Source organism: Entomohabitans teleogrylli, from assembly GCF_001484765.1.
GTDB classification, from domain to species: domain Bacteria; phylum Pseudomonadota; class Gammaproteobacteria; order Enterobacterales; family Enterobacteriaceae; genus Entomohabitans; species Entomohabitans teleogrylli.
Genome location: NZ_KQ947377.1, coordinates 323,317 through 349,635, shown reverse-complemented (window position 1 = coordinate 349,635; position 26,319 = coordinate 323,317). Strand labels below are relative to the sequence as shown.

Here is a 26,319-nt window from a genome sequence, read left to right as displayed (position 1 = left end):
ACAACCATACTAAGGGGATAGATAGTCATGTCTGTCGGTAAAGGAATTGCCGCCATTGGGGCGCTGGCTGGCGCGTCGATGCTTAACAGAACGGCCGGGCTGGTACAGGCCAAAATGGAGCGAGATGCCACCTTCCAGAATTTTAAAGCAGCCCGTGCTGGCTGGGAACCCGGCCCAGGCGGAGCCAGGTTCGGCGATCCGGTAAAGCATAAAAGTTTCTGGGCGGCGCTGGCTGGCGCGGTGGTTGGCGCGGTGCTTACGATTGCTGCTGGTGTGGTGATCATTGCCGCATTTTCTCTGACATTCCCGGTCGGCCTGTTGGTTGGTGGACTGGCGCTTTATGCGGCCGTTAAAGCCGCGCCGGCAATAGAAAAGATCAGTAATAAGGTGACCAGTTTCGTCGATGATCTGTTCACCAGCCCCGACGGTATGATTATTACCGGTTCACCCAACGTGTTCGTCAACAAACTGTTTGCGGCAAGGGCAGGAGTGACTTTGCCTGCGTCGGATGTGGAAGTCGTTGAAGCGGCGCCGACTGATTTGCAGAATTTGGTCATCGATTTTAGTGAGGGAAATTACCTTAAAGCGACTTCCAGTCTCCCGGGTGCCGTCATGGAGGGTGCCGGTAATGTTATGGACTGGGCGGGGGATGTCTCACAGAAAAATATGGACACCGTTCTTGGGCGTAATGATGCCAGTGTTCTGGAACGGCTGGAAGCGGCAAGCTGCTGGTTAACGGGTGGACCGATAGCCGCTGAGTTGCTCACGATGGCGGGAGGGCATGGTGCAATAAAGAGGGATGTTAATTTCCCTGTAGCGCCAGGAGATACCGCGTGCTGTAAGGAAAGTAAGCCGCCGCGTATTGCCCAGGGCAGCGGCAGTGTCTTTATCAACAGTCAACCGGCGGCACGCAAGGGCGATAAGCTGGAATGTTCTGCAGCTATTAAAGCTGGTGCGAAAAACGTTTTGATCGGCGGTGGGCAACTGACTTATTTAGATATTGATGCCGAGTTTCCGCCATGGATGCGAAAAATCCTTGGCGCCATCAATATCGCCAGTTTTCTGCTTCCCCCTTCATCGATCGGCGCCAAACTGGCGGGCCGGCTTAGTATGGTTGCGGGTAAACTGGCAGGTCGCCTGCCCCGGGTGTTAAGAGGGGCGATGGCAGGTGCGCAAAGGGCGCTGGTCGCCGTAAGAGGCGCCGCTGCCAGGGTTGCGAGTAAAGCCGCCGATATGGCCCGACGGGCCGGGCAAGGTGCGCGCAATGCGGCAGGCAGAATAAAGCGATACCTTTTTGATCCGATTGATGCCGCGACCGGAGCCTATGTTGAGGCACGTACTGACCTGATTCTGGGGCAGACGCTGGCACTGGAATTTACCCGCTATTACAACTCTACGGAATCGTTTGTTGGCCTGACCGGGATGGGCTGGAGTGATAACTGGAGCGACTATGCGCTGGTCAGCGCCAACGGTAATTTCGTCGATATTTTTGACTATACCGGGCAGGTGTATCACTTCAATTTCATGCCTGATGACGATCTCTCCTGGAATCCTGACTATGACCATCTGACGCTGCGGCGGCGTGGCAAAGTTTTAGAGCTTTTTGATGCTGACACGTTGACCAGCCGCTATTTTTACGATGCGTTTAACCAGCAAAACAGTACTGAAAAACGCCGCTTCTATCTGGGTACGATCAGCGATGTCCATAACAATAAAATCTACTTTGAGCGTAATGACGCCGCACAGATCATTGGGGTTGTGCATACCGACGGCATTCGTCTGAAGCTTGATTATCACAGTAATGGTTATCTGCATAAAATCATCCGTTATAACGGAACACTGGAGGTTCTGGCGCAGTACCATCAGGATGAGCGCGGGCGATTAACGGAGGCCGATGCCACCCAGGAATACCACCTTTTTTATGACTATGACGCTGCCAACCGGCTGGTGAAATGGGGCGATCATGATAAAACCTGGGTGCAGTTTATTTATGATGATCAAGGCCGCTGTGTCGCCACGCAGGGCGCTGAAGGTTTTTACTGCGGCACATTAAGCTATGGCGAAAACTTTACTGACGCGATCGACAGCAATGGCTGTCGCACCCGCTACTGGCGCGATGAACGCTACAATATCATCGCCACCGAAAATCAGGCCGGCCATGTCACCCGTTTTACCTACGATGAAAACCATAACATCACCTCCAGGACAACCCCGCAGGGGCGGCAGACATTTTATGAGTATGCGCCGCACAGCCAGCGGCTGAGTAAATATACCGATGAGGCGGGAAATGCGTGGTGTTATGAATATAACCACCAGGGCAGGCTGAGCAAAATTGTCGACCCGCTGGGGCATGAATGGCAGCAGACGTATAACCGGCTGGGCAGGCCAGTCCATATTTTCTCGCCGACCGGCGAAAAAACCGAACTGTACTATCATCCGGACGGGCTGCTGGCGGGGATAATTCACCCGGACAACAGCAGCCGCCGCTATCTCTATGACGCGCATAAACGCGTGAACCAGATAACTGACGAGGCAGGCCGGAGCTGGCAACTGGAATATAACCGCCGCGACCAGCCGGAAACCGTGATACAGCCGGGCCAGATAAGGACACACCTGCACTGGCAGCAACATGGCAGGTTATCGCAGGTGGATTATGCCGATCGTACGACAGCGTCGTACCGGTACGACAGGCATGGCAACCTGGTATGCCACACCGACGGCAACGGCGTTGAGTGGAAGCTGGAGTATGGGGCGTTTGATCTGCCGGTGGCGCGGACAGATGCACAGGGCAATCGCTGGCGCTATCGCTACGACCCGGTGACCATGCAACTGGCGGAGACCGTGAGCCCGCAGGGCGAGTCATACTGTTACCGGTTTAATCAGTATGGCCAGGTGGTGGAAGAAGAGGATTACGGCGGCGCGGTCTGGTATTACGAATACGACGAGGACGGACACTGTATCAGCCGTACCAGTGGCCTGGGGCAGAAAATTACTTATGACTATGATGCCCGGGGTTTGTGTACAGCAGAACACAGCGCTGAGGGGACAATCCGCTACCGGTACAGCAAAACCGGTCAGTTACTGGCAACGGAGAGCCATGATGAGTGCATCAGCTATGAGTACGATGATGCACAGCGGCTGGTGAGCGAGAAGCATGCGACGCATGAGATTATCTGGCGCTATCCGTCGTATCGCAGTGTGGAACGGGAAATCAGGCTGCACGGCGACAGCGGGGGGCGGGTACTGCAGACCACCCGCCAGTACAACGCGGCCGGCGAACTGACGGAACTGAAACTGCCGGGCGGGGCGGCGCTGAATCTGGCGTATGACGGGGCGGGCCGTGAGGCGCAGCGCAGTGCGGACGGCGGGTTTATGCTGTGCCAGTACTACGATGAGGTGGGACGGCCGGTACGTCAGCGGGCGGGCCGTCAGCCGACGCTGCTGCTGGATGCGCAGCAGGAAAAGGATATTCCGGCGCCGGTGCTGGCAAGCCAGGACCGCCTTTATCATTATGATGCGCGGGGCAGCCTGGTGGCGGTGAATGATGATGACGGGCAGGTGCGTTATCAGCTGAACGGTAACGGGCAGGTGACGGCGGTCAGCTGGCCGCTGCACCATGAGGAGTACGAATATGATGAAAGCGGCTATCTGACGCGGCTGCATATTCCGGGCCAGGGCCGGAGTGAGGTGGAAAACCGCTACGGTGCGGGACACCGGCTGGCGCAGCAGGGTAAGGAGTGGTTTGAGTACGACAGCAGCGGGCGGATGACAAAGCGCATCATCCGCGAGGAAGGTTTCAGGCCGCAGATATATGAGTACCAGTGGAACAGCCGGGATCAGCTGACGGGGTTTAAAAAGCCGGGCGGAGAAACGTGGCACTATCGTTATGATGTGATGGGCCGGCGGACGGCGAAATGGAGCGATCACAGAAAGCAGCGAACGGAATACCTCTGGGACGGAGACACGGTAGCGGTCATCAGGGAATACCGGGACGGTGAACTGCAGCATATCCGCCACCAGGTTTTTAACGGATTCCATTTGCTGGCGCAGCAGGACTGGCGGACGGAAGGCAATGCTGTGGGGGAATGGCAGACGCATTATGCCACCACGGATCTCAATGGCCTGCCTCTGGCGCTGTATACCCCGGAAGGCAAACGGGTGTGGCGCCGTCGGCAGACCAGTCTGTGGGGGCTGAGCCAGGGGCGAATGCGCCATCTGGGTGAAGACAGGCTGGATCCCGGACTGTTATTTGCGGGGCAGAGCGAAGACCGGGAGAGCGGGCTTGTTTATAACCGTTTTCGCTATTATCATCCGGAATCAGGGAGCTATCTGAGTCCGGATCCGCTGGGGTTGCAGGGGGGCGAGCAGACTTACCGGTATGTGCCTAATCCGCTGGAGTATGTGGACCCTATGGGGTTAGCTCCTTGTCCGGAAAGATTTGCTCGTTATATGCAGTTTAGGAAACAAGGCTATTCCGCGTTAGATGCAGCAAAATTATCTAGAACTATGGGTTCATGGGGAGATTATTTTGCAAAACTTTCCGGTACAAATGCTCCTATAAATATGATAAGAGCACATGCACATCATATCGTGTTTCAGAAAGGCCCTGCAGCAGCAAGAAAGTTTATTGAGGATAGTCAAAGAATATTGAGAGAAGCAGGTATAGATCCTAAGTATGGAATTGAGAACCTTGTTTGGGCGCCCAATAAGAATCACACTATTGCAGCAGCCCAGAAAGTTAATGAAGTCTTGCGAGAAACAGTTGCATCAGGTGGGTCTGTTAGAGATGCATTGACTAAATTGGGTGAGATGTTCGCCAATGGTACTATATGATAGTGGAGGATTTATGGATTATTTGAAATTGAAGAATGATATTATTCATAGCATTGCCTCTTTAGTGGAGCATATTAAAGAGGAAGAATATTGGGATGAGGTAATATCTTTTTGTCTGTTTACAGATGAGAGTCTTATGTCGATGTCCCTTCTTTTTAATACTACATCTCACCTCAATAAAGTGAAAGACAACAACTATCCTTTAACTTATAAGTATAGCCCATCTGAATGGTTCAGTGAAACCATTTGTAGTGATGTGGATTTATTTATTTATAATAATAACGCATTTTCTGATGTATCAGCTGATTTATTAGCGAATTCAGCGAAAACTGATTTTGATTTCCATAGAAAAAAAGTCATAGCCTGTTGCCTGGAAGCTATGAAAAGTTGCATTGAAAAAAATATTTTCAATAAATCAGATGGGTTAATATATCTCTTTATGATGAGTGATTGTTATGAAGGAGATGAGATATTATCTTGGAATAATGATTTAAATATTGGTATTGTACAAAAAGAGCTGAAACAGTGGGTTGAAAAAGAACTTTGAATGATATTTTGAAATTATCATCAATGATCTTGCGAAACTTTATTCCATATAAAAAACGCAGTATGCGTATGACAAGTCCGGCAGGGTTACGGGGATATTCGGCCCGGACGGAATGGAACAGCGAACCGGCTATGGTGAGCGTGGCCGGATGAATATCGCCACCCAGGGAAAACGGGCCATTGAGTACCATTATCTGGGTGAAATACGGTTATCTGCTACATCCTGACACCGGAAGGCGACACCGAAAAATAGATTAATCTGATCGGGGTCATTGATAATATTTATGATGGTTCCGGGCGTCTGGTGACGGTCACCAGCGATGATGCGGTGGTGGAGTTCGACTACGACGATACCGGACAGGTGATCGCCGAACGCATCAACGGGCGCAGCGTCAGTTATCAGTATGATGCGTCAGGACAGCGGACGGTAACCCGGCTGGACGGGGTGGCGTTGCATCTGGATTGGGGCTGTGTCGCAATTCAGCGTGAAGGGACATGCGCCGCTGAGCCTGGGCTATAACGCCCGGGATGAGGAGCAGTGGCGGGAAAGCGGAGCGGGTTTTGCGCTGCTGAGCAACTATACGCCGACGGGGCTGCTGGCAGGTTCGTAAAGCAGGAGGTTTTTTTGACTAGTTATGGTGATGAAGTGAATATAACAATGCATATATCGCAGCTAACGAAAAGACTTGCGTTGTTCAATTCTGTTCAGAGAATAAAATTCGGAATTTGGTGTTTATGGCCAATGATTAATGATTTTGAAATAAAAAAATTTCTGGATAAAATAAATGGAGATGGAACATGCAGCCATTTGGCAGAGGAGTTGAAAGCTATATGGAGTGGTAATTTTAGCCCAGAGAGATTGCACTTGCTATGTACCTATCTTGAAGATATAGACTGGGATCAAGATGAGATTGATGAGGATGATGAATCTGCTTCACAAGGCGCTATGGATTTTTTAGGAGGTATGTCATCTTTAGTTCATGGCTACCTTGATGATTCAATAGAATATATCGCAAATTGTGCTGAATTGATTATAAATAGAATATCTTATTTAATTGATTTTGGAAGATTAGATGATAGTGCACTTGGTGCTGAATTAAAGAAACAAATGGTAACTTTAAGTTTGATAAATAAAAAAGAAGATTTTTCACTATCTCTGGAAAATAGATTGTAAAGCATTATCATTTTCTGTAAACAACCTTTAAGATTATTTTTGGATTTCTATTTGATTACTATAATGTATGTTCAGTGGCTTTAAAAAGCTAATTTATCATGTTTATTTTAAAAATTGACCAAAGATATATGCAGCTACTTTGGAGTAAGTTATCTAATGTGGGATCGCAAAATTAATCAGGGATAATCCTAAGTTAAGATGAATTATTGAACACACAGGCAGAGTGAGAGGTCCAAATGGACAATTTATATCAAGCCCAGACTTTACTACTAAGGGAGGGGGGATGGCTGGTGGGAAGTTGAGGCATAAAACAGCAACTGATTTACTTTTCGATAGCGCAGGAAAATTACGTGATGGAGTAAAGGTTTCGATCCAGTATGTTGATTTGGGTAAAGCTGAGGGGTTGAGAGAAATGAATCGAATTTTGCGACATTATGAACAAAAAGCGATGGATTTTTTTGAAAATATACCAAAAGCTACCAACTCAGCAAACCAAATTCGTGCGGCAGCAATAAATAGAGTTGAAGAGTTCGCTCAATTGGCACGAGATAAGCTATCCAGTGTTGGCGATTGGTCCATATTGAATTAACCAAAATAGAGACAGCTATATGAGAAATTTTACAATGCGTAATGCAGATCGTTGGCCAATGCATGGTGATGTTTCAGAAGATATATTAAATAAGAAAGCATTCTTGGGACGTGAATTGAAATGGAATTGTATTCCAGAATATCAGAAGGATAAAGTGGATTTCATAGAGTTAATTCCTGATAACTTGGAAGATATTAATTTTCCAGACATTATTCAAACCCTGCCTAATTTAAAAAAAATTACTATACCAACTTATTTAGTTCCTGAAATGAAAACTAATCTTATTCCTGCCAATGTTGAAACAATTATCGTTGGCTTGTTAGGTGAAAATAAAAAAAAGAGAGTAAATTGGATAAGTAGTGAGATTTTCTATAATATTACTGAATTGCAAGGGGTAGGTGGAAATGTTGGTTTTTCACATCACAATTTCCCAAATTTAACTAATTTGCATGTCAATATTAATAAGGATGAGTCAGAGTTTAATGAGATCATTTTTTTGCCAAAGCTTCAATCTCTTATAGTAGAAAATCCGCTGACTATTAATTCAATTAATGAATTATCACAAACAAACATAGAATATTTAATGATATTGTCCGGGAAGTTACAATCTTTCAAGGATGTATCTAATATTGATAAATTATCTAAATTAGAAGTTCGATTTTGTACAGTTAATGATTTAAATGGAATTCAAAACTTGTCTCATGTTGAGGATGTTGAATTTTATGGGTGTACGAAAATTATAGATATAAAACCCATCGCATGTTCAAGCTCCATTAAAAGAATTCATATTATTGGTTGCGGCGCAAAATGGAATGATCCCACCTTACCTGATTATTTCATGTCGAAAGGGTTTACGCAGGTTAGGTATGAACCAGATTGTAGTAACTCCTTGTTTGAAGCAATTAAGTAGTTACTTGGTTTCTGAGCAATCAGTTACAGTGGTAACAGAACTATATGGGGCGGCGTGATCTGGCATTACCGTTATGATGCCGATGACCTGTGTGCAGAGAAGATAAACGACCTGGATGAAGCGCAGCTCGCTGGCACTCGCTCCTGCCGGTTCGGGTGCAGTGTGCCTCCCCGGCACCGCAGTCGCCGCCATCCCTGGCGGCTCCGGTGCCGTTCTGCGGGTGCGGCGTTGCGGGCCAGCCTGCGGTAAAGGGTTGTCGGCCTGCGGCCTCCGCTTGTAAAGGGCTTTATGCCCGCCCGGCGTCGTCTGGCTGCGGCGGCTCGTGCCGCGCAAAAAGGCCGCGCGTCACTCGTTCCCGCCTCGCCAGCTTCCGCTGCCCGCCCTGGTCCGTGTGGTCATGTAAAGGCAAACCCCGGTCAGGCAACGATGCCATAGAGCGCCGTTCCGTCGCTTTCGGACTCTCTCCGCCCGCACCCGCAGACCCCGCGCTGTGGCCCCGCCATGCCACCAGTGGCGGCCTGGCGGCCCCCCGTCACGGGTTGCCGGAAACGGACTTAGTGGAAAGCGGAATGACAGGTTCGTGGCGGTGGTGATATGGTGAGCGGGGGTGAAAACGCGCGTCGGGAAAGTTTGGTTAACGTGCTGTTAAATAAGTAAAAGGTGATGGCCGGAAAGCCAGGAGTGGCGCGGGCGGTAGCGTGTTAAAAAGTACGACCTGCACCGGATCGTCCCGATGACCCGATAGGGCTGGTGGGGGGAATAAGATCATACGGATATGTGAATAATCCACTGGGGTGGATTGATCCGTATGGGTTGGTTGCATGTCCAGTACGTGAAGTAAACGGAACAAAAATATTTGGTAAAGGCCAAAAAGATGGAACTCCTGGTCACGATCAGTTTTCCGAGGTTATAGCTAATAAATTAGCCATGAGTGGTAAATTTAAAGAAGTTTATTTGAATAGGTCATATAGCTTTGCTAATGGTAAAGGAATCTCAGGACGGCGACCTGATATTATGGCTGTTGATATGAATGGTAACGTTCATGCTATAGAACTTGCATCGAAAACAGATATGGGTAAAAAACTTCCAACACTTACTAGTCGTAATGATACTGCAATGAGTAATTTACCGCCAAATAGGCAAGGTGAAGTTATTGTTCTTGAACATCCGTATAATGCGCGAGATATGAAGTTAGCATTAGATAATTTAATTTCAGGGATATAAGAGGAACATATGTATTCTGGAATGGTTTTATATAATACTGAAGATATAGGTTCAGAAACTGCGTGCGAACTAGGTGAGAAGCTTTTTACTGATCTTGGTATACCTATTACTGGTGCTGGATATTATAAAATACTAAAGAATGGCGATCATCCAGGCGATCACGATATTATAGAAATATCATTTCCTGATTTAAAGAAAAAAATAAAAAACAATGAAATTACTGCTTTTAGAATATATTCAGAAAAGAGAGATGTGCAGCCATGGTATGCATCTTTCGGTTATATGACCAATGAGTTTGGGGGCTTCCACTATATTGATGCACAATATCCAAGTGTGGTTGATGAGCCCAAGGCTACAATTGAATTTTTAAGAACATTATCTAATAAAATATCATATTCATATGGTGTTAAATATGATAGCGATAAAATCACTAAGGCATTTTATTATGCTACTGGTGATAATATGGTTAATATATATCAATATGAAGACGCCTCTTTGTTCAGAAAAGAGTGCTCTGGTAGATTTAAAGGGCAGGAGCGTTATAAAAGTACGATGCTAAGGATGGTATATCCAGTTAATGTGATTAATCGCCATCATCTTGATATTGTCATTAGCAATATTAACTTGAAAGAGTGGATATCAAGTGATGAAAAGCACGGTGTCCTTGAAGAGTTAAGTAGTGGTTTATGGCTATGGACAGTTGATGCTGCGGAACTTGACGAGGTAAATAAATATCTTGGTAACGCCGGAGTATTAATATCTTGGAAACCGCTAACCATTAAAAAAACACAGAGAAAGCTGCCATAAGTAAAAGTCAGGGAGATCATCTTTGGGTCGTCCCTGCTTTTTATTCTTCAACTTGATTGGGCGGTTCACTGGCTGTATGCGCCGGGCGCGCTGACGCCGGTGGCCCGGTATGAGCGTGGTCAGCTGCATTATGTGGTGGTGGACTATCTGGGTACGCCGCGGGAGTTGCTGACGGAAGGTGGACGGCTGGCATGGTCATCGCGCAGTAACACGTGGGGTCGGGCGGAGTTCTGGCCGCTGCCGGCGGCGAATGATGATGAGGTGAGGCCGGACTATCCGCTGCGTTTTCCCGGGCAGTATGCGGATGAAGAATCGGGTTTACATTATAACCGGTACCGTTATTATGAACCGGAGACCGGGCAGTACCTGATGCCGGATCCGATAGGGTTGGCGGGGGGACTAAATACCTATGCGTATGTGCATAATCCGTTAAGCTGGATCGATCCGTTGGGGTTAATTGGCTGTATACCCAAAGGTTTTAAAGATGCTAATGATTTCAATCAGTTCGGTCAGGATGTAAGAAAAGGGCTTTCAGATGCCGGATATTCAGGTACAACACCGATTATCCAAGGTAGTGCTGTAACTGGTAAAAGTTATAGAACAGGGAAACCTTTTGACCAAGGCAGAGTAAGTGATTTTGATATAGCACTTGCCGGTAGTGATGTGATGAACGCTGCTAATAAAGCTGGTATACCTACGAGAGGCCAGGGAACTAGAACTCGCCCATTGACTGAAAGTGATTTGAAAAAAATGGGATTATTTGATTTAGCAAATAATATGAGTAAAAAATATGGAAGAGACGTGAACTTTATGATTTACGATACTATTCCTACTGCTACAAATCGTGCACCAAGCATTATATTACCTCAATGATTAAGGTGTTATATGAGTTTTTATGATCTATATGGTTTTCATAATGTTAGCTTAGAACAAGCAAGACTATTTTTTGAAAAAGTTTTAAATATTAATTTCGAGGCCCATGAGAGCCTATATCAAGGAGGAGACTATTATAGGCATGGGGAGAAAGGAGGTGAGAACTTTCTTCTAAGGAAAAATATTGATCCTTTTGATGATAATGAGCCAGTTGAACCAAACTTCTTAGAATATAATATTTTGTTGTATGTCAACAATACACATAGATCATTAGAGTTACAGTCCATGTTACATAATTTAGAACAATGTCGTTTGCTAAAAAGTGAGGAATTATAATCTAGAATAAAAACCGTAAAGATCCTATCTGGACCTTTACGGTTTTATTAGAGCCTGTCGGTAAGTCTGGGCCGTGACGCCAACTTAATGTTGTTGTACACTTTGTCTTTTGGACAGGGAAAGATCACGTAAAGTACATTTTTTGTACTGATAAATCCGCATTTTTTTTATAAATTAAGCCTATCCTTATCCAGTACAACTGTCCTTCTGACATGACATATGATCAAATATCTCCCGAAAAATAAGGAGAGCAGATTATGGAACTTGAAAAATTAATGGCGCATATATCTATCATTCCCGATTACAGACAATCGTGGAAAGTAGAACATAAATTATCTGATATTCTGTTATTGACAATATATGCTGTTATTTCTGGCGCTGAAGGCTGGGAGGATATTGAAGATTTTGGTGAGACTCATCTTGATTTTTTGAAGCAATACGGTGATTTTGAAAACGGTATTCCGGTTCATGATACTATTGCCAGAGTAGTTTCCTGCATCAGTCCTCAAAAGTTTCATGAATGCTTTATCAACTGGATGCGTGATTGCCATTCTTCAGTGGATGGCGATATTATTGCTATTGACGGGAAGACACTTCGACATTCTTACGATAAAAGTCGTCGTCGGGGAGCGATTCATGTAATAAGTGCATTTTCCACCATGAACAGTCTCGTGCTGGGGCAGATAAAAACCAGTGAAAAATCAAATGAGATCACTGCAATACCGGAATTGCTTAACATGCTGGATATCAAAGGAAAATTGATTACAACAGATGCCATGGGATGCCAGAAAGATATCGCTGAAAAGATACGTGCTCAGCAAGGTGATTATTTATTTTCAGTGAAGGGAAATCAGGGACGGTTGAATAAATCCTTTGAGGAAAAATTTCCGTTAAGGGAAATAAACAATCCGAAGTATGACAGTTATTCAACGACAGAAAAAAGTCATGACAGAGAAGAAACACGGCTTCATATTGTCAGTGATGTGCCAGATGAACCGATTGATTTTACGTTTGAATGGAAAGATCTTAAGAAATTATGTGTAGCGGTATCATTTCGTTCGGAAATAGCGGAGCGGAAAAAAGAACCGGAGATGCAGGTAAGATATTATATGAGCTCAGCGGATTTAACGGCAGAGAAATTTGCCAGAGCGATGAGAGGTCATTGGGATGTCGAAAATAAGTTGCACTGGCGTTTAGATGTAGCGATGAACGAAGATGATTGCAGAATAAGAAGAGGAAACGCGGCTGAATTATTTTCAGGCATAAGACATATAGCCATTAACATTCTGACAAAACACAAGGAGTTCAAAGCCGGGCTAAGACGCAAGATGAGAAAAGCAGGCATGGACAGAAACTACCTCGCGTCAGTCCTTGCAGGGAGCGGGGTTTCGTAATCTTGCCCTGCGAATGAGGGAGACATCAGGCCAGGTTGTGCGCTACGTTTTCCCGGTCAGGATGCTGATGACGAGTCGGGTTTACATTACAACCGGTATCGGTATTATGAGCCGGATACCGGGCAGTATTTGATGCCGGATCCGATAGGGTTATTGGGGGGAGTGAACCAGTATGCTTATGTTCCAAATCCGCAGGGATGGATTGATCCTTTAGGTTTAACTAAGTGCTCTGTGAATCTCGATGCTGGAAGTGTTCGAGGTTTAATTGCCGAAGGTTCACCGATTAGGCATCAGATTAGAAATATGATTGGTAATCGACGGATAGTTATGACACAAACCGCTGCTGATGAGGCGCTTGATGCCGTTTCTCGTTTGGCAGGGCCAAACGAGCAAGCACGTTTCTTGAGATTTTTAGATAAAATAGAAATTATTGCTGATAATCCATCGCAAAGAGCATTAAATTTAATAACAACCAGAAAAGTTGGTGATGCTGATAAGATTATTTTTGGTACAGCAGATAAAATGGGTATTCAGACAATAACTTCTGATGCAAAGTTTCTAAGAGGTGCCTCGGCCCAGGGAGTCGATTTTAATGCCTTGGTTCATGATCCATTCTCATATCTCGGGTTATAACATCATGATTATGAAAAAAGAAGTACCAAAAAATTTAATATCAACTTATGACATGGTTTTTAATGGATTTGGAGAGAGAATTAGTCAACATGAGTATGAAGGTTTGATTGTTTTTCTATATGATGAAATGTCAGATGAAAATTTATCAAAACTGCTATCTTACTTTATTGATAAAGAACAGGTAGTTATAAATAATGATATTGCCAGATATTATAATAAAGATAAAGAAATATATAGGGATGTCTCAATAAAACTTGAGAAGAATGGCTATATCGCATGGTTAGATGATGAGACTTAAATGGTATCCATAAAAATAGTGAGAGAATTAAGGCTCCAGGAAATATGAATTTGCGGCGCTATTTCAGACGGCGGGTCGCCATTTATATTTGCCGCATCTGCAGCGTGACGAGATGTGATCTCCGCCGTTAATATTTTTGGCGCAAAAGGAATTGAAAGAATGGATTGATGCAGGGTTATAGTTCTGTTGCCCGAAAGGAGGTAATAACCTGTATTCCGGAGCGATGAAATACTTACGCTCGTGTAGGAGTATGCTGGTGTTATACAGATTTCTGGCTCGATGGGAACACTTAATAAAAACCACAGACGCCTGCCTGTTTGTCCACTCGGGTATAAACCGTCATCGTTATCGCAAATAAACAGGCGTCGGGATAATTATTCTGCGGCTACAACGTTAGCGGCAGACGGGCCTTTAGCGCCATTCTCAATGGAGAATGTGACTTTCTGGCCTTCGAACAACGTACGAAAGTTGTCGCTCTGGATAGCAGAGAAGTGCACAAAAACGTCTTTGCTGCCATCGGTCGGGGAGATAAAGCCAAAACCTTTATCTGCGTTAAACCATTTTACTAAACCAGTCATTTTATTAGACATGTGATATTTCCTTTCTTTGAGCCTTGCGGCGAATATGGTCTGCGTTACAGAAATTACTTAGCGCTTAGTGGGGAGACTCAAAAGAAGGGATATCTGAATAAACCTGATGATGAGAACTACTTTAGTAAACTGCTTTTTATAACGTCTGTCTTTCAAACCGACGGCGCTATTAACGCACGTTGGTTCACATTACGCAAGTTTTATTTTAGCCGTCCGGGAGGCCAGGTTTCACAGGCATCTTTATGCTGGTATTACTGCGCATCATCGGTATACTGCCAGGGTTTTATTTATCTGAAGGAATTTTGTTTGTCCCAAAAAATGACAGGTATTGTCAAAGTTTTTAATTTAAAAAATGGTAAAGGCTTCATTACCCCCTCTGACGGACGCAAGGATGTTCTGTTTCATACCTCAACCATGAGCCCTGCCGATGCGCAGGAACTCATGCCCGGCATGTGCGTCGAATTTCGCAGAATGAACGGCCTTAAGGGGCCAACGGCGGCTAACGTCTACCTTAGATAATTCTGCATATTGCCCGTGTCGCGATGCCCCACAGGCTGAATATCGATACCCGCAGGCGGTGGAAAAATATTCCTCCCCGGTAAACATCTGTCTTCGCGGGCAGGATTATTAAGTCTACTGCCGGTGGTTTTCTTTCCCTTTAAAAACCGGCACTTCGCTCGAAAACCTTGCGCTACGTGAATCCCATTCAGCCGGCACTGACAAAGCAGATCCAGACGCTGGAACATCTTACCGGGATGCGTCTTTTCCTGCGCGGTCGCCAGGGCGCCAGGCTGACCGTCGCCGGGCAGCAGTTGTATTCCCGGGCCCGTGATTTGATTGGGCAGCATGACGAATTTTGTGAATACGTGCGGCAAGTGCGGCAGGGAAGCGTCGGGCGGCTGGCGCTTGGTTTCGGGATTTCAACCTTTCAGCTTGCGCCGGCGCTGGTCAGGGCTTTCCGCGAACAATTTCCCGCTGCCGATGTGTCCCTGAATGACATCCCTTCCGATGAGCAGTGTCGTATGCTGCTGGACGGGCAATTGCATGGCGGATTTGTGCGTCTGCCAGTGCCGGACCCCCTGCTGGCGCGGGTGGTCATGACTGAGCGGCTGGTGCTGGCAGTACCGTCCGGTCTGAAGGTCGTCAATGATGCGATCCACGCGCTAATTCATCATCATCCGCTGCTGCAAATCAGCCCAAAGCGCGGGCGCGGGCTGTCGGAACAGGCGGCCAGTTTCCTGAAGGCAAATGATATCAGACCCGCGGCGCTGGCCGATGCCGATGATATTCACACGCTGTTAGCGCTGGTAGCGGCGGGAAATGGTGTGGCGTTACTGCCTGCCGGCGCCAGCCATATCGTGCCGTCTGGCGTGATGCTGGTGCCTCTGGAAGGACAATGTACCCGGTGGCAGGTCGGTATCGCCTGGAACCCGGCGCTGGAGAACGCATTGCGCGATAATTTTATCAACAGCGCCACCGGGACAGAGCCTGCGGCCCTGCCCGGCCGGTAAAACCGCGTCTGTTACATATCAGACAACAGCAGTCGCCTGCGTGGGTGTGATGACGGCTGCGATATTGCTTTCGCCATGTCAGCGGCGATCTCCGCACAGGCGGTCAGCCCCTGAACGAAGGGCTGGTCGTGCATCAGGTAGGGCAGCGCGCCGAAGGCAATTTTTCCGCGCGCTACCGCCGGTTCCAGCAGGGTGTAATCGTCGGCGACATCGGGAATATCGTCGCCGGTTTCCAGCAACTGACGGCGCAGCGTCGGGAACGGTAGATCTTTACTCTTCAATGGTTTCTGACCGCGGGCGTCGATGAAAACGTCGAATTCATGCCGTTGTCCTGCGGCGAAAATCACGGTGTGTTCTGCTTCGCTGTTCATCTCGTAATCCGTTCCCAGGGTGAGGACACGAACGAGCCCGGCTTCGCGTAGCGCCAGCAGCCTGCGGATTGACTGTGGCGGAATCGCCGCATAATTGTCGATGAAGACCCGGCTGAGACCAGCGTTGAACCTTTTCCGGTCCCGATCGTTAAGATGTGGGACGATTTCCTGAACGGTTTCATGCAGGCGCAAAATCGCGTAGCGCCAGGGGACCGTTCGTTTGTCGCGCTTGTTGCGTTCGACTTCCCGGAGATTTTTTTCAGCCCACTGGAACGGATCGCTTTTCTTGCGGCTGGTAAAATAGGCGTCGGCAAAAGTGTCGGCATCCTGATCGCTGAGTGCGATATGCTCGCTCCATTGGGGATCTGCTGACGCTATTTCCCGGGCGATAAGTTGAAAGACCCGATCGAGCAGACCCTCTGCTCCGGCGGCGATTTCGGCGTCGAGCGCCTGCCGGGTAACGATATTCAGCGGTTCCCAGGGGATGGGGCAGAAGAAATCCGCCTCCGGCAGAATGCCCGATCGGGACATCAGCACGATCTCCAGACCTTTGCTTTTTTCATCCAGTGCGAAGCGCAGGGCGCCATCGGCAGACTCGACGAAAGCGCCATGCTGTATCACCACCGCCATCGCCGCATCGATGGCGCTCAGCGAAGTGCCCATAATTCCGACCCGGCATGGCCTGATGCTGGCATCCATCAGGCCAGACCACGGGCTGGGGAAGAAGGTGCGCGTCGCGTCCTCTTCATCAGGCCAGACATGCCCGGTTGCGATTACGGCCAGGTCGAAAAGCGCCGGTGCGGGCTCTCCCTTAGCCCACAGTCTGACGCCCTGTGGCGTGGCCTGCAGGTCGGTGACCTGGCAGGATTCGTGTACTGCCACAGTAAAACCGCGCTGGCCTGCCTGCTCCACCAGAGCCAGAAACTGGTCGCGGAAATATTCTCCAAGGAGGATGCGCGGCAGGAACTGCCGGTCGTGAAGTGTCGATTTGTCGACGCCATAGCGGGCCAGCCTTTGCTGGCTCTGGTTACGCAGCCAGTCGAGATAGGTTGAGGTAATTGGTGGGATTTCGATACTGGCGATGTTGGCCAACATCATTCGGGAGTTTTCACTGTCGCTGTAGGGCATACCGACGCCAGCCTCATCGCTCTGTTCATAGATGGTAATGGCGAGCGGCTGCTGGTGTTTCAGCAGACAGAAGAGCGTGTAAATACCCGTCGGACCGGCGCCGACGATGGCGATATTTTTCATGGTTGTTTCCCCTTGTGTTATGTCCGACGGGTCCGTATCCGGGCTTCGCCTGCGGCAAAATCGCCGCGTCCGGTCTGTCGTTTTTCGGTTATCTGGCGGGAGCGGCGAAGGGAACAGATTTCGCGTAAAAGAAATCCGTCAGGCTGGCCGCCAGCGCCATTGAGATAACTCCGGGGAATAAGTGTGGTAGAAAACACCGTTTTAGTCACTGGCCGGGGATGGGTCTGCTGGCTGCGATAGCTGGCCAGGGAGGAGTTACGCAGGAAGGGTGTAGAGTCAAAAGGTTAATTGAAGTTAAAATGTCTTATAAAGAGGAAGAGGTTTTCTTTTGATAAATATTGTTAATATTTACTCTCAAGAGATCTTCATATTTTGATATGAATTTTTTCCGGATTTTTAAACCTGACTATTATTTCATCCTGAATCAGGCTATATAATTTATTGAAATTCTATGTTCTTTCTTTTTAAATAGATAACATTATTATAATCTTCACTATTAGTAAATTCTCAATTAAGAAGGAAATGTTTATTTTTTCAGCACCTCAATAATTGTAGTCTCAGGAAACTCAATTGTGCTTATATGTACAGTTTTATCTGAATTATCCGAGGTCCAGTATTCACCACTTTCAACTTTACGATCTAATTTGAAATTTAGAGATAATAAATATTCATGAACCCTTGAAATATCTGTTGTATTACGGAATGTTATTGCACTTACTTCTATTGCAGGGCCATCTACAGTTGCATAACCAAATTCATAATCATGAGATATCCGTGGGCAGTTTTTAATTATATCATCGGTCAATAGGTTATATGCTCTTTTATCTTGCTCAGCATAACGTATATTTCCTCCTGTGAATATTTTTATTGTTGGTGAAAAATAGTATGAAAATACAATTATAGCTATAAGCAGTCCAATTATAATATATATTTTTTTCATAAAATCACCCTAATATTTAATTTCCAGTTCCGTTCCATCGTTAGATACGATGCCAACATTAGTAGATTTAAAATCATTATATGGTTGTACTGTATTCATAAATGCCGGGAGATACCCAGGTCGAGGTGATGAGCCGGGAAACCTTTCAGGGTCTGGAAATAAAATAGGACGAAAACTGGTGTTTTTAAATGATCCAACTGGACCGTAATAATCCCAGCGTTTTAGTGCATTATCCTGACTTACCGGGCGCAATAAAGGAAATGGATTTTGCAGAGAGACGACCCGATAAAAGCCTAATAAATCAGAAATCAAATCTTCCCCGCTAAAACCGCTGTCAGTAACTAAACTAAAAGGAAAGGATGATTGCATAGACTCAAATCGTTTTGCAACAGTAAGCATCATAGCTAAGGCGATACTTTGCCTTTCATGAACAGGACGCCCTTTTTTTATACGCCATTTAATGAAGCGGGATATCGTAATCTTTCTTTTAATACCAACCATTCCTTGAGCATACTTAACCTCATAAGTATTTTTATCACTTGATGACGTTTCTCCTGTGTTCATTTGTTGGAGAAGATCCCGAATATCTTCTCCCTGGGCATGGCCCAGATCAATCCATCCTAAAACCTCGGTATAGATCAACCCATAGCTTGAACCAATAGCAAGTCGTCCATCGATAATGTCACTTCGTATGCTCATTGCACTCTCCTTTGCAAATGTTCCTTTTTCTAAATATATATTCAGCAAGATTTTTATTCAAATGTCCTTCCTGCCTGGATAACCTGATACTGGAATAGTATCGGTTGATGGTGAAAGCGTTGGGAGAGTACAAAAACTGTAGAGAGCAAAAATGGGTATGTTTACATCCCTGAAATATATTTGATTCAGGTAAATATAAGTCGACATCAGGAGAAAATTGATGGCTTTAGTTATCCGTTTTTTAAGGCGTTTATTGATTTTAGTGGGACTCACAAGGATTGACGTGGTGAAGAGCACAGGGATGCTTACATGACTATGGTCACATATGGACGATAATTATTTTAACTTATTGTTTTTATAATTATAAATGGACGGGTATGGACTGCTATGGAAGGATTTTGGCGGAGATCACAGGAATCGCATTTGATAAGTAATCACTTTGAATTTATTGATTATTTTTCTATGCGATTTTTAAGTGTGCCCCCAATTATGCCCCCACATGTTTTTCCTTGTCAGTTAACTGGTTAAATTATAAACGTTCCACGTTGAGTTTAAATCGTGCTCGGTGGACATCCATAGAAGTTAACCAAGGTTCTTGATCTTGCACAGAGAAGCCTTTTTGGTCAATACGAACTAGTTCATAGCGTTCAACCAGAAAATTTATGGCATCAGCCAAGGTAATACCTGCCTCAATGTGTTTCTGAATAACAGTTTCATCACTGAACGGCGTGTCGTTTAGCGTGAGACCATAGTGCTGGTCTAGCAGGATTGTCAGTAACATTTTCCAGACAGCCAGGGGCGACAGACATGGCTTCGCCGCCTGCGGAGTTGTTGCAGGTTGAGTATTCATGTTTGATCTCAAGAAATTAGTTAGCGTTGAGTAGGGTAAACAGCGATGTACACGTAGCCGCAACTGCCAAGGGTGTCAGCTTCGCAGGTAAAACCGTTGTGGTAGAGAGTGACACAGTGTTGGTGACAGGGGATCAGTTCACCAGTGGTCAGCATCGATTCCATCTGGCTGATAAAGTGTGGAAATGCGTCATTCAATTTGAAACATTCCGTATCGCTGAAATTGCCCATCAAACTAGCCCTGTCAGCCAGATAATGCAGCCGGTTGCCTTCCTGAACTAATCTGGCACCAAACCGTGGAACAATTTCTCTTTGTAGTCCCCATTCATGGGCTGGTATTAATGACATGAGAACCTCCTTTTAAAGTAATCCCAGCTCAGCAAATGAAATTGTCTCATTCCCGACTACGAGATGATCCAGCACGCGTACTTCCACCAGCGCCAGCGCTTTCACGATCCGCTGAGTAATGTGTTTATCTTGCTGGCTGATTTCTGTCGTACCAGAAGGATGGTTGTGCGCCAGAATTACCGCAGCAGCATTATGCTTCAGTGCCGATTTCACCACTTCGCGGGGATGTACCTCGGTATGGCTCAGTGTGCCGGTAAACAGTGTTTCGCGTTCCAGCAAACAGTGCTGATTGTCGAGATACATCACGATGAAAGCTTCACGCTCAAGGTGTGCCATCCTGAGTTGAAGCCAGGCTTTAGTAACGCTGGTGCTAGTAAATGATTCACTGGGTTGACGCTGATACTTCTCCAGCAATCGCAGTGCGCGTTGTATAACACGTTGCTCGTTTACAGGAAATTCCGGGAATAAATTGGGCGCAGACATAATTGTTCCTTAAAGCAAAAAGCCCTACCAGTTTAGTCGTAGGGGCAAAAGAGCCTTGTGATAGAGTTCATGAAGCAAATTGCAGCATATTCTCAGCCATAACCCACAGTGCTCGATTGAGCTTCACATCACCGTCGATACCTTTCACTGCGCGTGTATGAGCGCGTTTACCTTTGATGGTTCGTCCCGATAGCCCACCTTTAATCAGGTTTTCCTGAATGCGTTGGTAGGTAGTCCAAAGATCGTTACTTTCATCCTGCCATCGGCGCGGGGAAAGTATCTGTGATTCCGTGACTGGTTGATGCTCTTCACCAAAACGATAGGTTAATGCCGCTTTCGCAATGGCGTGCTGAGCAGGTGGCGGTAACATAAGTGACTGCATGGCATCGCGCTTCTCTTCTACTCGGTCAAAAATGCCCAGTATTTCGTAAGCCCCTTCAATGACTTTCTCCACTACGTTGCCTTTATGCGGCACACGCACTTCCCCAAAACTTTCACCGCAAATAAGTCCATTTTGGCAAACCGATCTAAATAAACCTGGTAGCATCTGGTATGAGCTTGAACCGTCGTGGCTATTAAGCAGAATAATTTCTGGCACCTGTTTGCCGGTAATTTGCCCTTCGCGACGCAGGCGCAGCATATGTTTGGTGTGCTCTCGTTTACTCAGATCTCGCACTCGGGTCTGGCAGGCAAAGAACGGTTGAAAACCCTCGCGTTGAAGGTTATCGAGGAGGGTAATAGTAGGGATGTATGTGTAACGCTCACTGCGGGATTCATGCTTTTCTTCACTGAAGACACTCGGAACGTAATGTGCCAGTTCATCGTGGGTTAACGGGCGATCACGGCGCACTAAATTGACCGCACCAAAGCGGCTGGCTAATCGGGTCATAATTAATTCCTTCGGGCATAAAAGTGAAAAGGCCATACTTCCCTAGGGATGCATGGCCTTGATGAAATGATTGCTAGCAGTTGAATGGTGTATTACTGACCTTCGTACTGAACCTGTGTGCCAGTCACTGCACCTGATGCGTTTAGGGTGACACGCACTTTGTCATAAGTTTTGTAGCCTGGATTAAAGACCTCATACTCCACGACACGCAATTTTTGTGTTTTATCTGCCGGATCTGGTACAGAAGGTGCTTGTTTGTATGATCCAAAGTCAGCTGATGCGAGGGTTTCTTGATCGTAATTAGCAGCATAAGCCTTTTTCGCTGCCGCTAATGCTGCCTGCATCTCTGGTTCTGTAATTCCAGTAGCGCTTTTTGACATATGATTTTGTGCTGCAAGGCGGCGTGCTTCGTTTGCAGCTTCAGCATCCTTTTGTGCCTGGCTACCCGGACCATAAAGATTTTTATTGGCTCCGTCTCCATAGAACCCTCCTTTTCCTGAATTTTCAGCAACCCCCGCTTTGGGATCATAGTTGGCGGCTATTTCAGGATCTGCTTCGCGTGAATATGCCTGTTTTGATTGTTTATGCCATTGGCCGTTTTCATCCTGTTTATAGCCCATCTTTGCCATGTCCTGTTGATAGGTTTTCTGGGGATCGAAGTCGGCCACTTTCTGGTTAATGATGGATGAACAAGCTTGTGCAAAATCAGCAGTATTAACTTCAGAACGTGAACCGAAGGTATTGATGCTGACCGATTGGTTATCTTGCAGCATGCTGATTATGTTTTGGATATCTTTTGTCGCCGTGGTGGTTTGCACTGCCTGATAGTTCGATTGGGCGTTACACATCACGCTGGAGGGATAAGACGAACCATTGACACTAAAGTTACTGCCAGCCAATTCGGTAGAGCCTCGTCCGTTGCATTGCGGTTGCTGCTCAATCAAACCTATTGTTGCGGGTCTTACGCGAACAAGTACTCGTCCATCATCAGTGTAAGACTGACAAAAAGTCCCACTTACTTGCCATGCTGCGGAAGCATTAAAAGTTGAGGCACCTAACATCACTGTCAGTATCGTAGTTTTAAGAGGTATGATCATTTTCATTAAAGGTTCTCCATAACGGATAAGATATACAGGCTAAATCAGGTCTTCCTGATAGCTGGGACTAATAGCGAAATGTGTCAATAACATCACTGATAAGAGGAAAATGCGGTAGTGCCGCAATAAAACCTTCACCAGCAGTTAGGTATGAAATATCTTCGCGACGCTTAAAGCGCACCTCATCAAGCGTGACAGCACCAATACTGGTCAGAGCAAACACACGGATTTTTCCCGACTGACACACCACCAGATACCATTCCTCCACATAGTGAATAAGACGATAAGGCTCCAATGCTTCATGACGCTGCCCTTCAACCAACACAGTGATTTGTCGTTTCTGGCTGATAGCCTGCACAAGACGGGAGAAGAACTCGGGTAATGCGACATGGGATTTCAGGGGGGCATGCCAGATCAGGCAGGGTGAAGTCCCGGACTCGTTCATTAGCAGGTTCATTAGTTGCCTGTCTTGCACTGGGATTATCCGAGCAATCCCTGTAGTACGTATAAACGAGAATGCGCCCGATGAATGATCGGGTGGTTGGCAATCATTCAAACGGTATCGTCCATTTTCATCCAGAATATCCAGATGGATTAGCCTCTGATTGAAGTCACGTTGTAGAGTGCGTTCAGAGACACCAAATTCATCCACCAGAGATTTGAGTGAGAGTGTTTCTCCCGCAAGCAGGCGGCTAATAATGACCGATAATCTGATCGCCAGTCGGTCGTAACGTGAGTCTTGCTCGTTGACGGACATATGGCCTCTCAGGGCAACAAATATGGTTCTATTTCATGCAGTTATTATGCAGCACAGGCCGGACACGTTATGTCGGCAAAGATAGGTAAAATAATGAAATCTGAAAAATAGTGCGGCACGATAACGCCTTGTTAAGAAAGGTTTTGTCTGATAAACATTCATCATAGCGACACAACCTGACGGATGTGGTGTTAGCCAAAAAATCTGTCCCATAACACGGTGGCAAGCTGCACTAATTTTTGGCGCAGTTTTCTCAAAAAGCTGGTCCAGCCTGACGGGAAAGAGTCCGGGTTTATCACCGTATCAAATGCATTTCCTGCCATCTCACCAAACCGCTGGCGTACAGCATCGTTGCTCTCTTTAGTCAGGTGCTCTGGTTTCAATTGCCGATAAAAGGCGCTGCTAGCCTGTATCGGTAATGCATGCACCATAAGCTCTACAAGGACCGTCAAGTTGTAGCCAGTATGAGCAGAAACTGCTATTACCGGATAAGAAGATGGAAACTGACCCGCAATTTGGGCGCTGATGGTGGCCAACGAAAGGCACTGTGTTGGAGAAGGCCGATCCTGGCATTCAGAGTTAGTTGGTAACGGAGGAATACATTCAGCCTGAGTTATCACAAATAAGAAACGTGATGGATCTGCGCCATTAGAAAGTAGCAATCGGTGTGTTGTAATATCTATTGCCCGGGCGCGATCATCAGCCCGTAATACCCAAATAACTAGGTCCAGTTCAACAAACAAACGATGATAGAGCGCCATATACTCAGCATCGAACTCAGGAGTCTCACCAACGCCAGGAAGATCGACCAGGGTTATGCTGCGTTCGCCCACAGTGAGGACCAAGCGTTGTGGTTCTCGGGTACACGCCATAAGCTCGCTAGTCAGACAAGTTTGCTCCTGGAATAGTGCGTTGCAAAGGCTGCTTTTACCTGCACCTGTTTTACCCATAATTCCAATTACAGGCTCGTAGTCGATAGATTGCTTTAACTGCTTCAGGATGCGTTCGGTTGAAGAAGAGGGTAGGAAGCTAAGACAGGCTTGGAATGCGTTTACCGCATCATGTGAATTAGAGTGTTTGGACATAAGGCGCTCCTTTGAATGTATTACCTGAAAGTCTTTCGGTTCTTCAAAGGAGTAATGAGGGTGTGAAATTTATTGGGATAGTGATATTAAGTTAACTTACTGTATTTTAGCGATAAAGTGTGGAAAAGTGAGCGCCAAAAACGACAGTTTTGGCGCTATTTATTTGTGGTGTTGTATTACCCGTTCAGCTAAGTGTTGAACCAATCCCGAAAACGTCCCCTGACCTAGGCAGTGTGTCAAGCACATACTCTGGAATGATAAAAAAGGTATTCACTTTGCTCTGTCTTCCTTTGAAATAGGAAAAGCTTACGATTTCGCCTAGCTCCCCGACGTCAACAACCTGAAGTGAGAAAAAACTATTGTAGAGATCGACAATTTCTCGGGGACTCTCAATAGCTGAGCCAAAAAACAGCCGTAGATATCGCCTTAGGAGTAGGTACATGCATCTTTCGTAGTTGTCCCTGCCCCATGCCCGAAATGGATGCCTTGTGGATAAAGCCGTGTCGTCGAACCAACGCTGAATTCTCATGAAACGCATTAGGAAACGGTCACGATCACCAGTTAAAATCGCATAAAACATGATAATAGCCACTAATTCAACATATACTGGAAGAAGACTCTCATAGTCCCGCCGAATAGCTTGAAGAAATTTAACAATGTCATGGTGCCCTAAGCGTAATAATTCCGAAATTAACAGCATTAGTAGGGGAAATTCATGATGCATTCCCCCAAACTCCGGCTGTTTGGCGTAATTACCATGGAAGTGCTTTAGTTTGCCAATTGATGAAAGCTCTTCGTCTACAACCTTTTTTCCAAATCGTGCAACTAGACCATCGTAAAGGCTTCCATTCAGTGGCATTTTTTTTCTTAACACTTTCAATCCGGGAAAAAGCCTACCTTGATACGGAATTGTATCTTTTAACATGCGATTGATACGTAATGGGGCAATGATCACATTATCAGGTGTATTTTCACCACCACTATTCACCGGATAGAAATGGCAAATTTCTAACCTTAGAAGTGGTATAGGTTTAATTTTTAATTTCTCCTTCGATACTCCCCATTGTTCGAGTGCTAAAACATAGCTCCTTTGATGCTTCGTTTTACATTGGTACAGTTGGTATAAACCAGTAATGTCATGCACTCCATTAATTGAAGCCAGTTCTATTGGGCTTCGCTTAATATGATGTTGAATATGCCCCCAGTAAGAAAATCCAATAATATCCGTTATGATCTTCCCTAAAATTTTTCTGGAACCCAGCTGGCGGTGTGCTTTGCAACAGTATTTTTTGTTTCTCATCTTTGCGAGGGACAGGCCACAATAATAACAAACTGATAATGCTTTAGCCTCTTTAGCTATCCGGTTTTGGACATATGCGGCATAATGTCGTTTACAGAGACGTTTAGATCTCTCTTTATTATTACCCCAAACAGACGTAGTGCAGTTTTTACGGACACAGATGGCCATGATATTATCCTTTATACCATTAAATGGTAATGCAGTTTAGATATTAGTATTGTTGTGTTATAGTTAATTATTAACCAATAGATAATTAACTGATATAAATATAATGTTAAATTTAATTATCAACATACAAATTACCTAGTCAATTATCTTTCTAAATTGCTATTGGCCTCTATTATTTGCTCTTTGCTCAATCCATTGTTCATACTCACTCAGTTTCCACCGGGAAGATCGCCCTAGCTTAATTGGTGATGGAAATAGGCCTTTTTTTATTTGAGCGTAGAAGAACTTATTTGTCAGACCTGAATTGCTTACGATGTACTTCATATCGATTAAGAAATCAATATTATCGTAATCATGCGAAATG

At 45.9% G+C, this 26,319-nt stretch carries 27 protein-coding genes and 5 pseudogenes; 19 read left to right on the top strand and 13 right to left on the bottom strand.

Annotated elements, in window-relative coordinates:
- Positions 1-27 precede the first annotated feature (27 nt).
- The 17 genes and pseudogenes from AQ981_RS04810 to AQ981_RS04755 form a co-directional block, all read left to right on the top strand.
- Positions 28-3,153: pseudogene (locus AQ981_RS04810) on the top strand (DUF6531 domain-containing protein); the annotation flags it as partial.
- Positions 3,154-3,372: 219 nt separating this feature from the next.
- Entirely contained in the window at positions 3,373-4,833 is a 1,461-nt protein-coding gene (locus AQ981_RS28655; protein ID WP_476701392.1) for an RHS repeat-associated core domain-containing protein, read from the top strand.
- Positions 4,834-4,846: 13 nt separating this feature from the next.
- The gene (locus AQ981_RS04805) at positions 4,847-5,380 is read left to right on the top strand and encodes a DUF4303 domain-containing protein (RefSeq protein WP_058910610.1); all 534 of its coding nucleotides are present in this window, start codon (positions 4,847-4,849) and stop codon (positions 5,378-5,380) included.
- Positions 5,381-5,432: 52 nt separating this feature from the next.
- Positions 5,433-5,629, top strand: a pseudogene (locus AQ981_RS28485) (hypothetical protein); the annotation flags it as partial.
- Between the two features lie 54 nt (positions 5,630-5,683).
- Positions 5,684-5,899, top strand: coding sequence for an RHS repeat domain-containing protein (locus AQ981_RS04800; RefSeq protein WP_058910609.1), 216 nt, complete (start codon positions 5,684-5,686; stop codon positions 5,897-5,899).
- On the top strand, positions 5,850-5,990 hold the full coding sequence (locus tag AQ981_RS27565; protein WP_154675902.1) for a hypothetical protein: 141 nt from the start codon (positions 5,850-5,852) through the stop codon (positions 5,988-5,990). The genes AQ981_RS04800 and AQ981_RS27565 overlap by 50 nt, the downstream gene beginning before the upstream one ends.
- 14 nt (positions 5,991-6,004) lie before the next feature.
- Complete coding sequence (locus tag AQ981_RS04795) at positions 6,005-6,553, top strand: hypothetical protein (RefSeq protein ID WP_154675901.1); 549 nt, start codon at positions 6,005-6,007, stop codon at positions 6,551-6,553.
- A 283-nt stretch (positions 6,554-6,836) separates the two neighbouring features.
- Positions 6,837-7,142: a hypothetical protein gene (locus tag AQ981_RS04790; RefSeq protein ID WP_058910607.1), complete on the top strand. Its 306-nt coding sequence runs from the start codon at positions 6,837-6,839 to the stop codon at positions 7,140-7,142.
- 34 nt (positions 7,143-7,176) lie between these two features.
- Positions 7,177-8,052, top strand: coding sequence for a hypothetical protein (locus tag AQ981_RS04785; RefSeq protein WP_249226265.1), 876 nt, complete (start codon positions 7,177-7,179; stop codon positions 8,050-8,052).
- Positions 8,053-8,787: 735 nt separating this feature from the next.
- A pseudogene (locus AQ981_RS25725) lies at positions 8,788-9,276 on the top strand (RHS repeat-associated core domain-containing protein); the annotation flags it as partial.
- A gap of 9 nt (positions 9,277-9,285) precedes the next feature.
- Positions 9,286-10,083: a hypothetical protein gene (locus AQ981_RS04775; RefSeq protein ID WP_058910604.1), complete on the top strand. Its 798-nt coding sequence runs from the start codon at positions 9,286-9,288 to the stop codon at positions 10,081-10,083.
- Between the two features lie 63 nt (positions 10,084-10,146).
- Positions 10,147-10,548, top strand: a pseudogene (locus AQ981_RS28650) (RHS repeat-associated core domain-containing protein); the annotation flags it as partial.
- Between the two features lie 420 nt (positions 10,549-10,968).
- A complete protein-coding gene (locus AQ981_RS04765) occupies positions 10,969-11,292 on the top strand; it encodes a hypothetical protein (RefSeq protein WP_058910602.1) in 324 nt (107 codons plus the stop codon).
- Positions 11,293-11,549: 257 nt separating this feature from the next.
- Positions 11,550-12,686, top strand: a complete 1,137-nt coding sequence (locus AQ981_RS04760; RefSeq protein ID WP_058910601.1) for an ISAs1 family transposase — start codon at positions 11,550-11,552, stop codon at positions 12,684-12,686.
- 9 nt (positions 12,687-12,695) lie between these two features.
- A pseudogene (locus AQ981_RS28005) lies at positions 12,696-12,915 on the top strand (RHS repeat-associated core domain-containing protein); the annotation flags it as partial.
- A 2-nt stretch (positions 12,916-12,917) separates the two neighbouring features.
- Entirely contained in the window at positions 12,918-13,319 is a 402-nt protein-coding gene (locus AQ981_RS28000; RefSeq protein WP_275935292.1) for a DUF1308 domain-containing protein, read from the top strand.
- 4 nt (positions 13,320-13,323) lie between these two features.
- Entirely contained in the window at positions 13,324-13,617 is a 294-nt protein-coding gene (locus AQ981_RS04755; protein WP_154675900.1) for a hypothetical protein, read from the top strand.
- Between the two features lie 374 nt (positions 13,618-13,991).
- Here AQ981_RS04755 and cspE read toward each other — a convergent pair whose 3' ends face one another.
- Positions 13,992-14,207: a transcription antiterminator/RNA stability regulator CspE gene (gene cspE / locus AQ981_RS04750; protein ID WP_058910599.1), complete on the bottom strand. Its 216-nt coding sequence runs from the start codon at positions 14,205-14,207 to the stop codon at positions 13,992-13,994.
- 306 nt (positions 14,208-14,513) lie between these two features.
- On the opposite strand from cspE, the gene cspF reads away from it, so the two are divergent.
- Positions 14,514-14,726: a cold shock-like protein CspF gene (gene cspF, locus AQ981_RS04745; protein WP_058910598.1), complete on the top strand. Its 213-nt coding sequence runs from the start codon at positions 14,514-14,516 to the stop codon at positions 14,724-14,726.
- 176 nt (positions 14,727-14,902) lie between these two features.
- Positions 14,903-15,718, top strand: a complete 816-nt coding sequence (locus AQ981_RS04740; RefSeq protein ID WP_058910597.1) for a LysR family transcriptional regulator — start codon at positions 14,903-14,905, stop codon at positions 15,716-15,718.
- Between the two features lie 11 nt (positions 15,719-15,729).
- Here the strand turns inward: AQ981_RS04740 and AQ981_RS04735 are convergent, their stop codons facing one another.
- The 12 genes from AQ981_RS04735 to AQ981_RS27845 form a co-directional block, all read right to left on the bottom strand.
- A complete protein-coding gene (locus AQ981_RS04735; RefSeq protein WP_058910596.1) occupies positions 15,730-17,340 on the bottom strand; it encodes an FAD-NAD(P)-binding protein in 1,611 nt (536 codons plus the stop codon).
- Positions 17,341-17,866: 526 nt separating this feature from the next.
- The gene (locus AQ981_RS25710; RefSeq protein ID WP_071608801.1) at positions 17,867-18,280 is read right to left on the bottom strand and encodes a hypothetical protein; all 414 of its coding nucleotides are present in this window, start codon (positions 18,278-18,280) and stop codon (positions 17,867-17,869) included.
- Positions 18,281-18,289: 9 nt separating this feature from the next.
- Complete coding sequence (locus tag AQ981_RS04730) at positions 18,290-18,979, bottom strand: hypothetical protein (RefSeq protein WP_058910595.1); 690 nt, start codon at positions 18,977-18,979, stop codon at positions 18,290-18,292.
- Between the two features lie 529 nt (positions 18,980-19,508).
- Positions 19,509-19,829, bottom strand: a complete 321-nt coding sequence (locus tag AQ981_RS04725) for a TA system toxin CbtA family protein (RefSeq protein WP_015703842.1) — start codon at positions 19,827-19,829, stop codon at positions 19,509-19,511.
- Positions 19,830-19,849: 20 nt separating this feature from the next.
- Positions 19,850-20,176, bottom strand: a complete 327-nt coding sequence (locus AQ981_RS04720) for a type IV toxin-antitoxin system YeeU family antitoxin (RefSeq protein WP_015703841.1) — start codon at positions 20,174-20,176, stop codon at positions 19,850-19,852.
- Positions 20,177-20,188: 12 nt separating this feature from the next.
- Entirely contained in the window at positions 20,189-20,659 is a 471-nt protein-coding gene (radC, locus tag AQ981_RS04715; protein ID WP_015703840.1) for a RadC family protein, read from the bottom strand.
- A 67-nt stretch (positions 20,660-20,726) separates the two neighbouring features.
- A complete protein-coding gene (locus AQ981_RS04710) occupies positions 20,727-21,548 on the bottom strand; it encodes a DUF932 domain-containing protein (protein WP_015703839.1) in 822 nt (273 codons plus the stop codon).
- A gap of 92 nt (positions 21,549-21,640) precedes the next feature.
- Positions 21,641-22,651, bottom strand: a complete 1,011-nt coding sequence (locus AQ981_RS04705) for a hypothetical protein (RefSeq protein ID WP_015703838.1) — start codon at positions 22,649-22,651, stop codon at positions 21,641-21,643.
- 61 nt (positions 22,652-22,712) lie between these two features.
- Entirely contained in the window at positions 22,713-23,402 is a 690-nt protein-coding gene (locus AQ981_RS04700; RefSeq protein ID WP_015703837.1) for a helix-turn-helix transcriptional regulator, read from the bottom strand.
- 191 nt (positions 23,403-23,593) lie between these two features.
- Positions 23,594-24,487, bottom strand: a complete 894-nt coding sequence (locus AQ981_RS04695) for a GTPase family protein (RefSeq protein ID WP_015703836.1) — start codon at positions 24,485-24,487, stop codon at positions 23,594-23,596.
- Positions 24,488-24,671: 184 nt separating this feature from the next.
- Positions 24,672-25,955 (bottom strand): hypothetical protein, encoded by a 1,284-nt coding sequence (locus AQ981_RS04690; protein ID WP_015703835.1) that lies wholly within the window; start codon positions 25,953-25,955, stop codon positions 24,672-24,674.
- A gap of 159 nt (positions 25,956-26,114) precedes the next feature.
- Positions 26,115-26,279: a helix-turn-helix transcriptional regulator gene (locus tag AQ981_RS27845; RefSeq protein WP_161969156.1), complete on the bottom strand. Its 165-nt coding sequence runs from the start codon at positions 26,277-26,279 to the stop codon at positions 26,115-26,117.
- Positions 26,280-26,319: the final 40 nt, after the last annotated feature.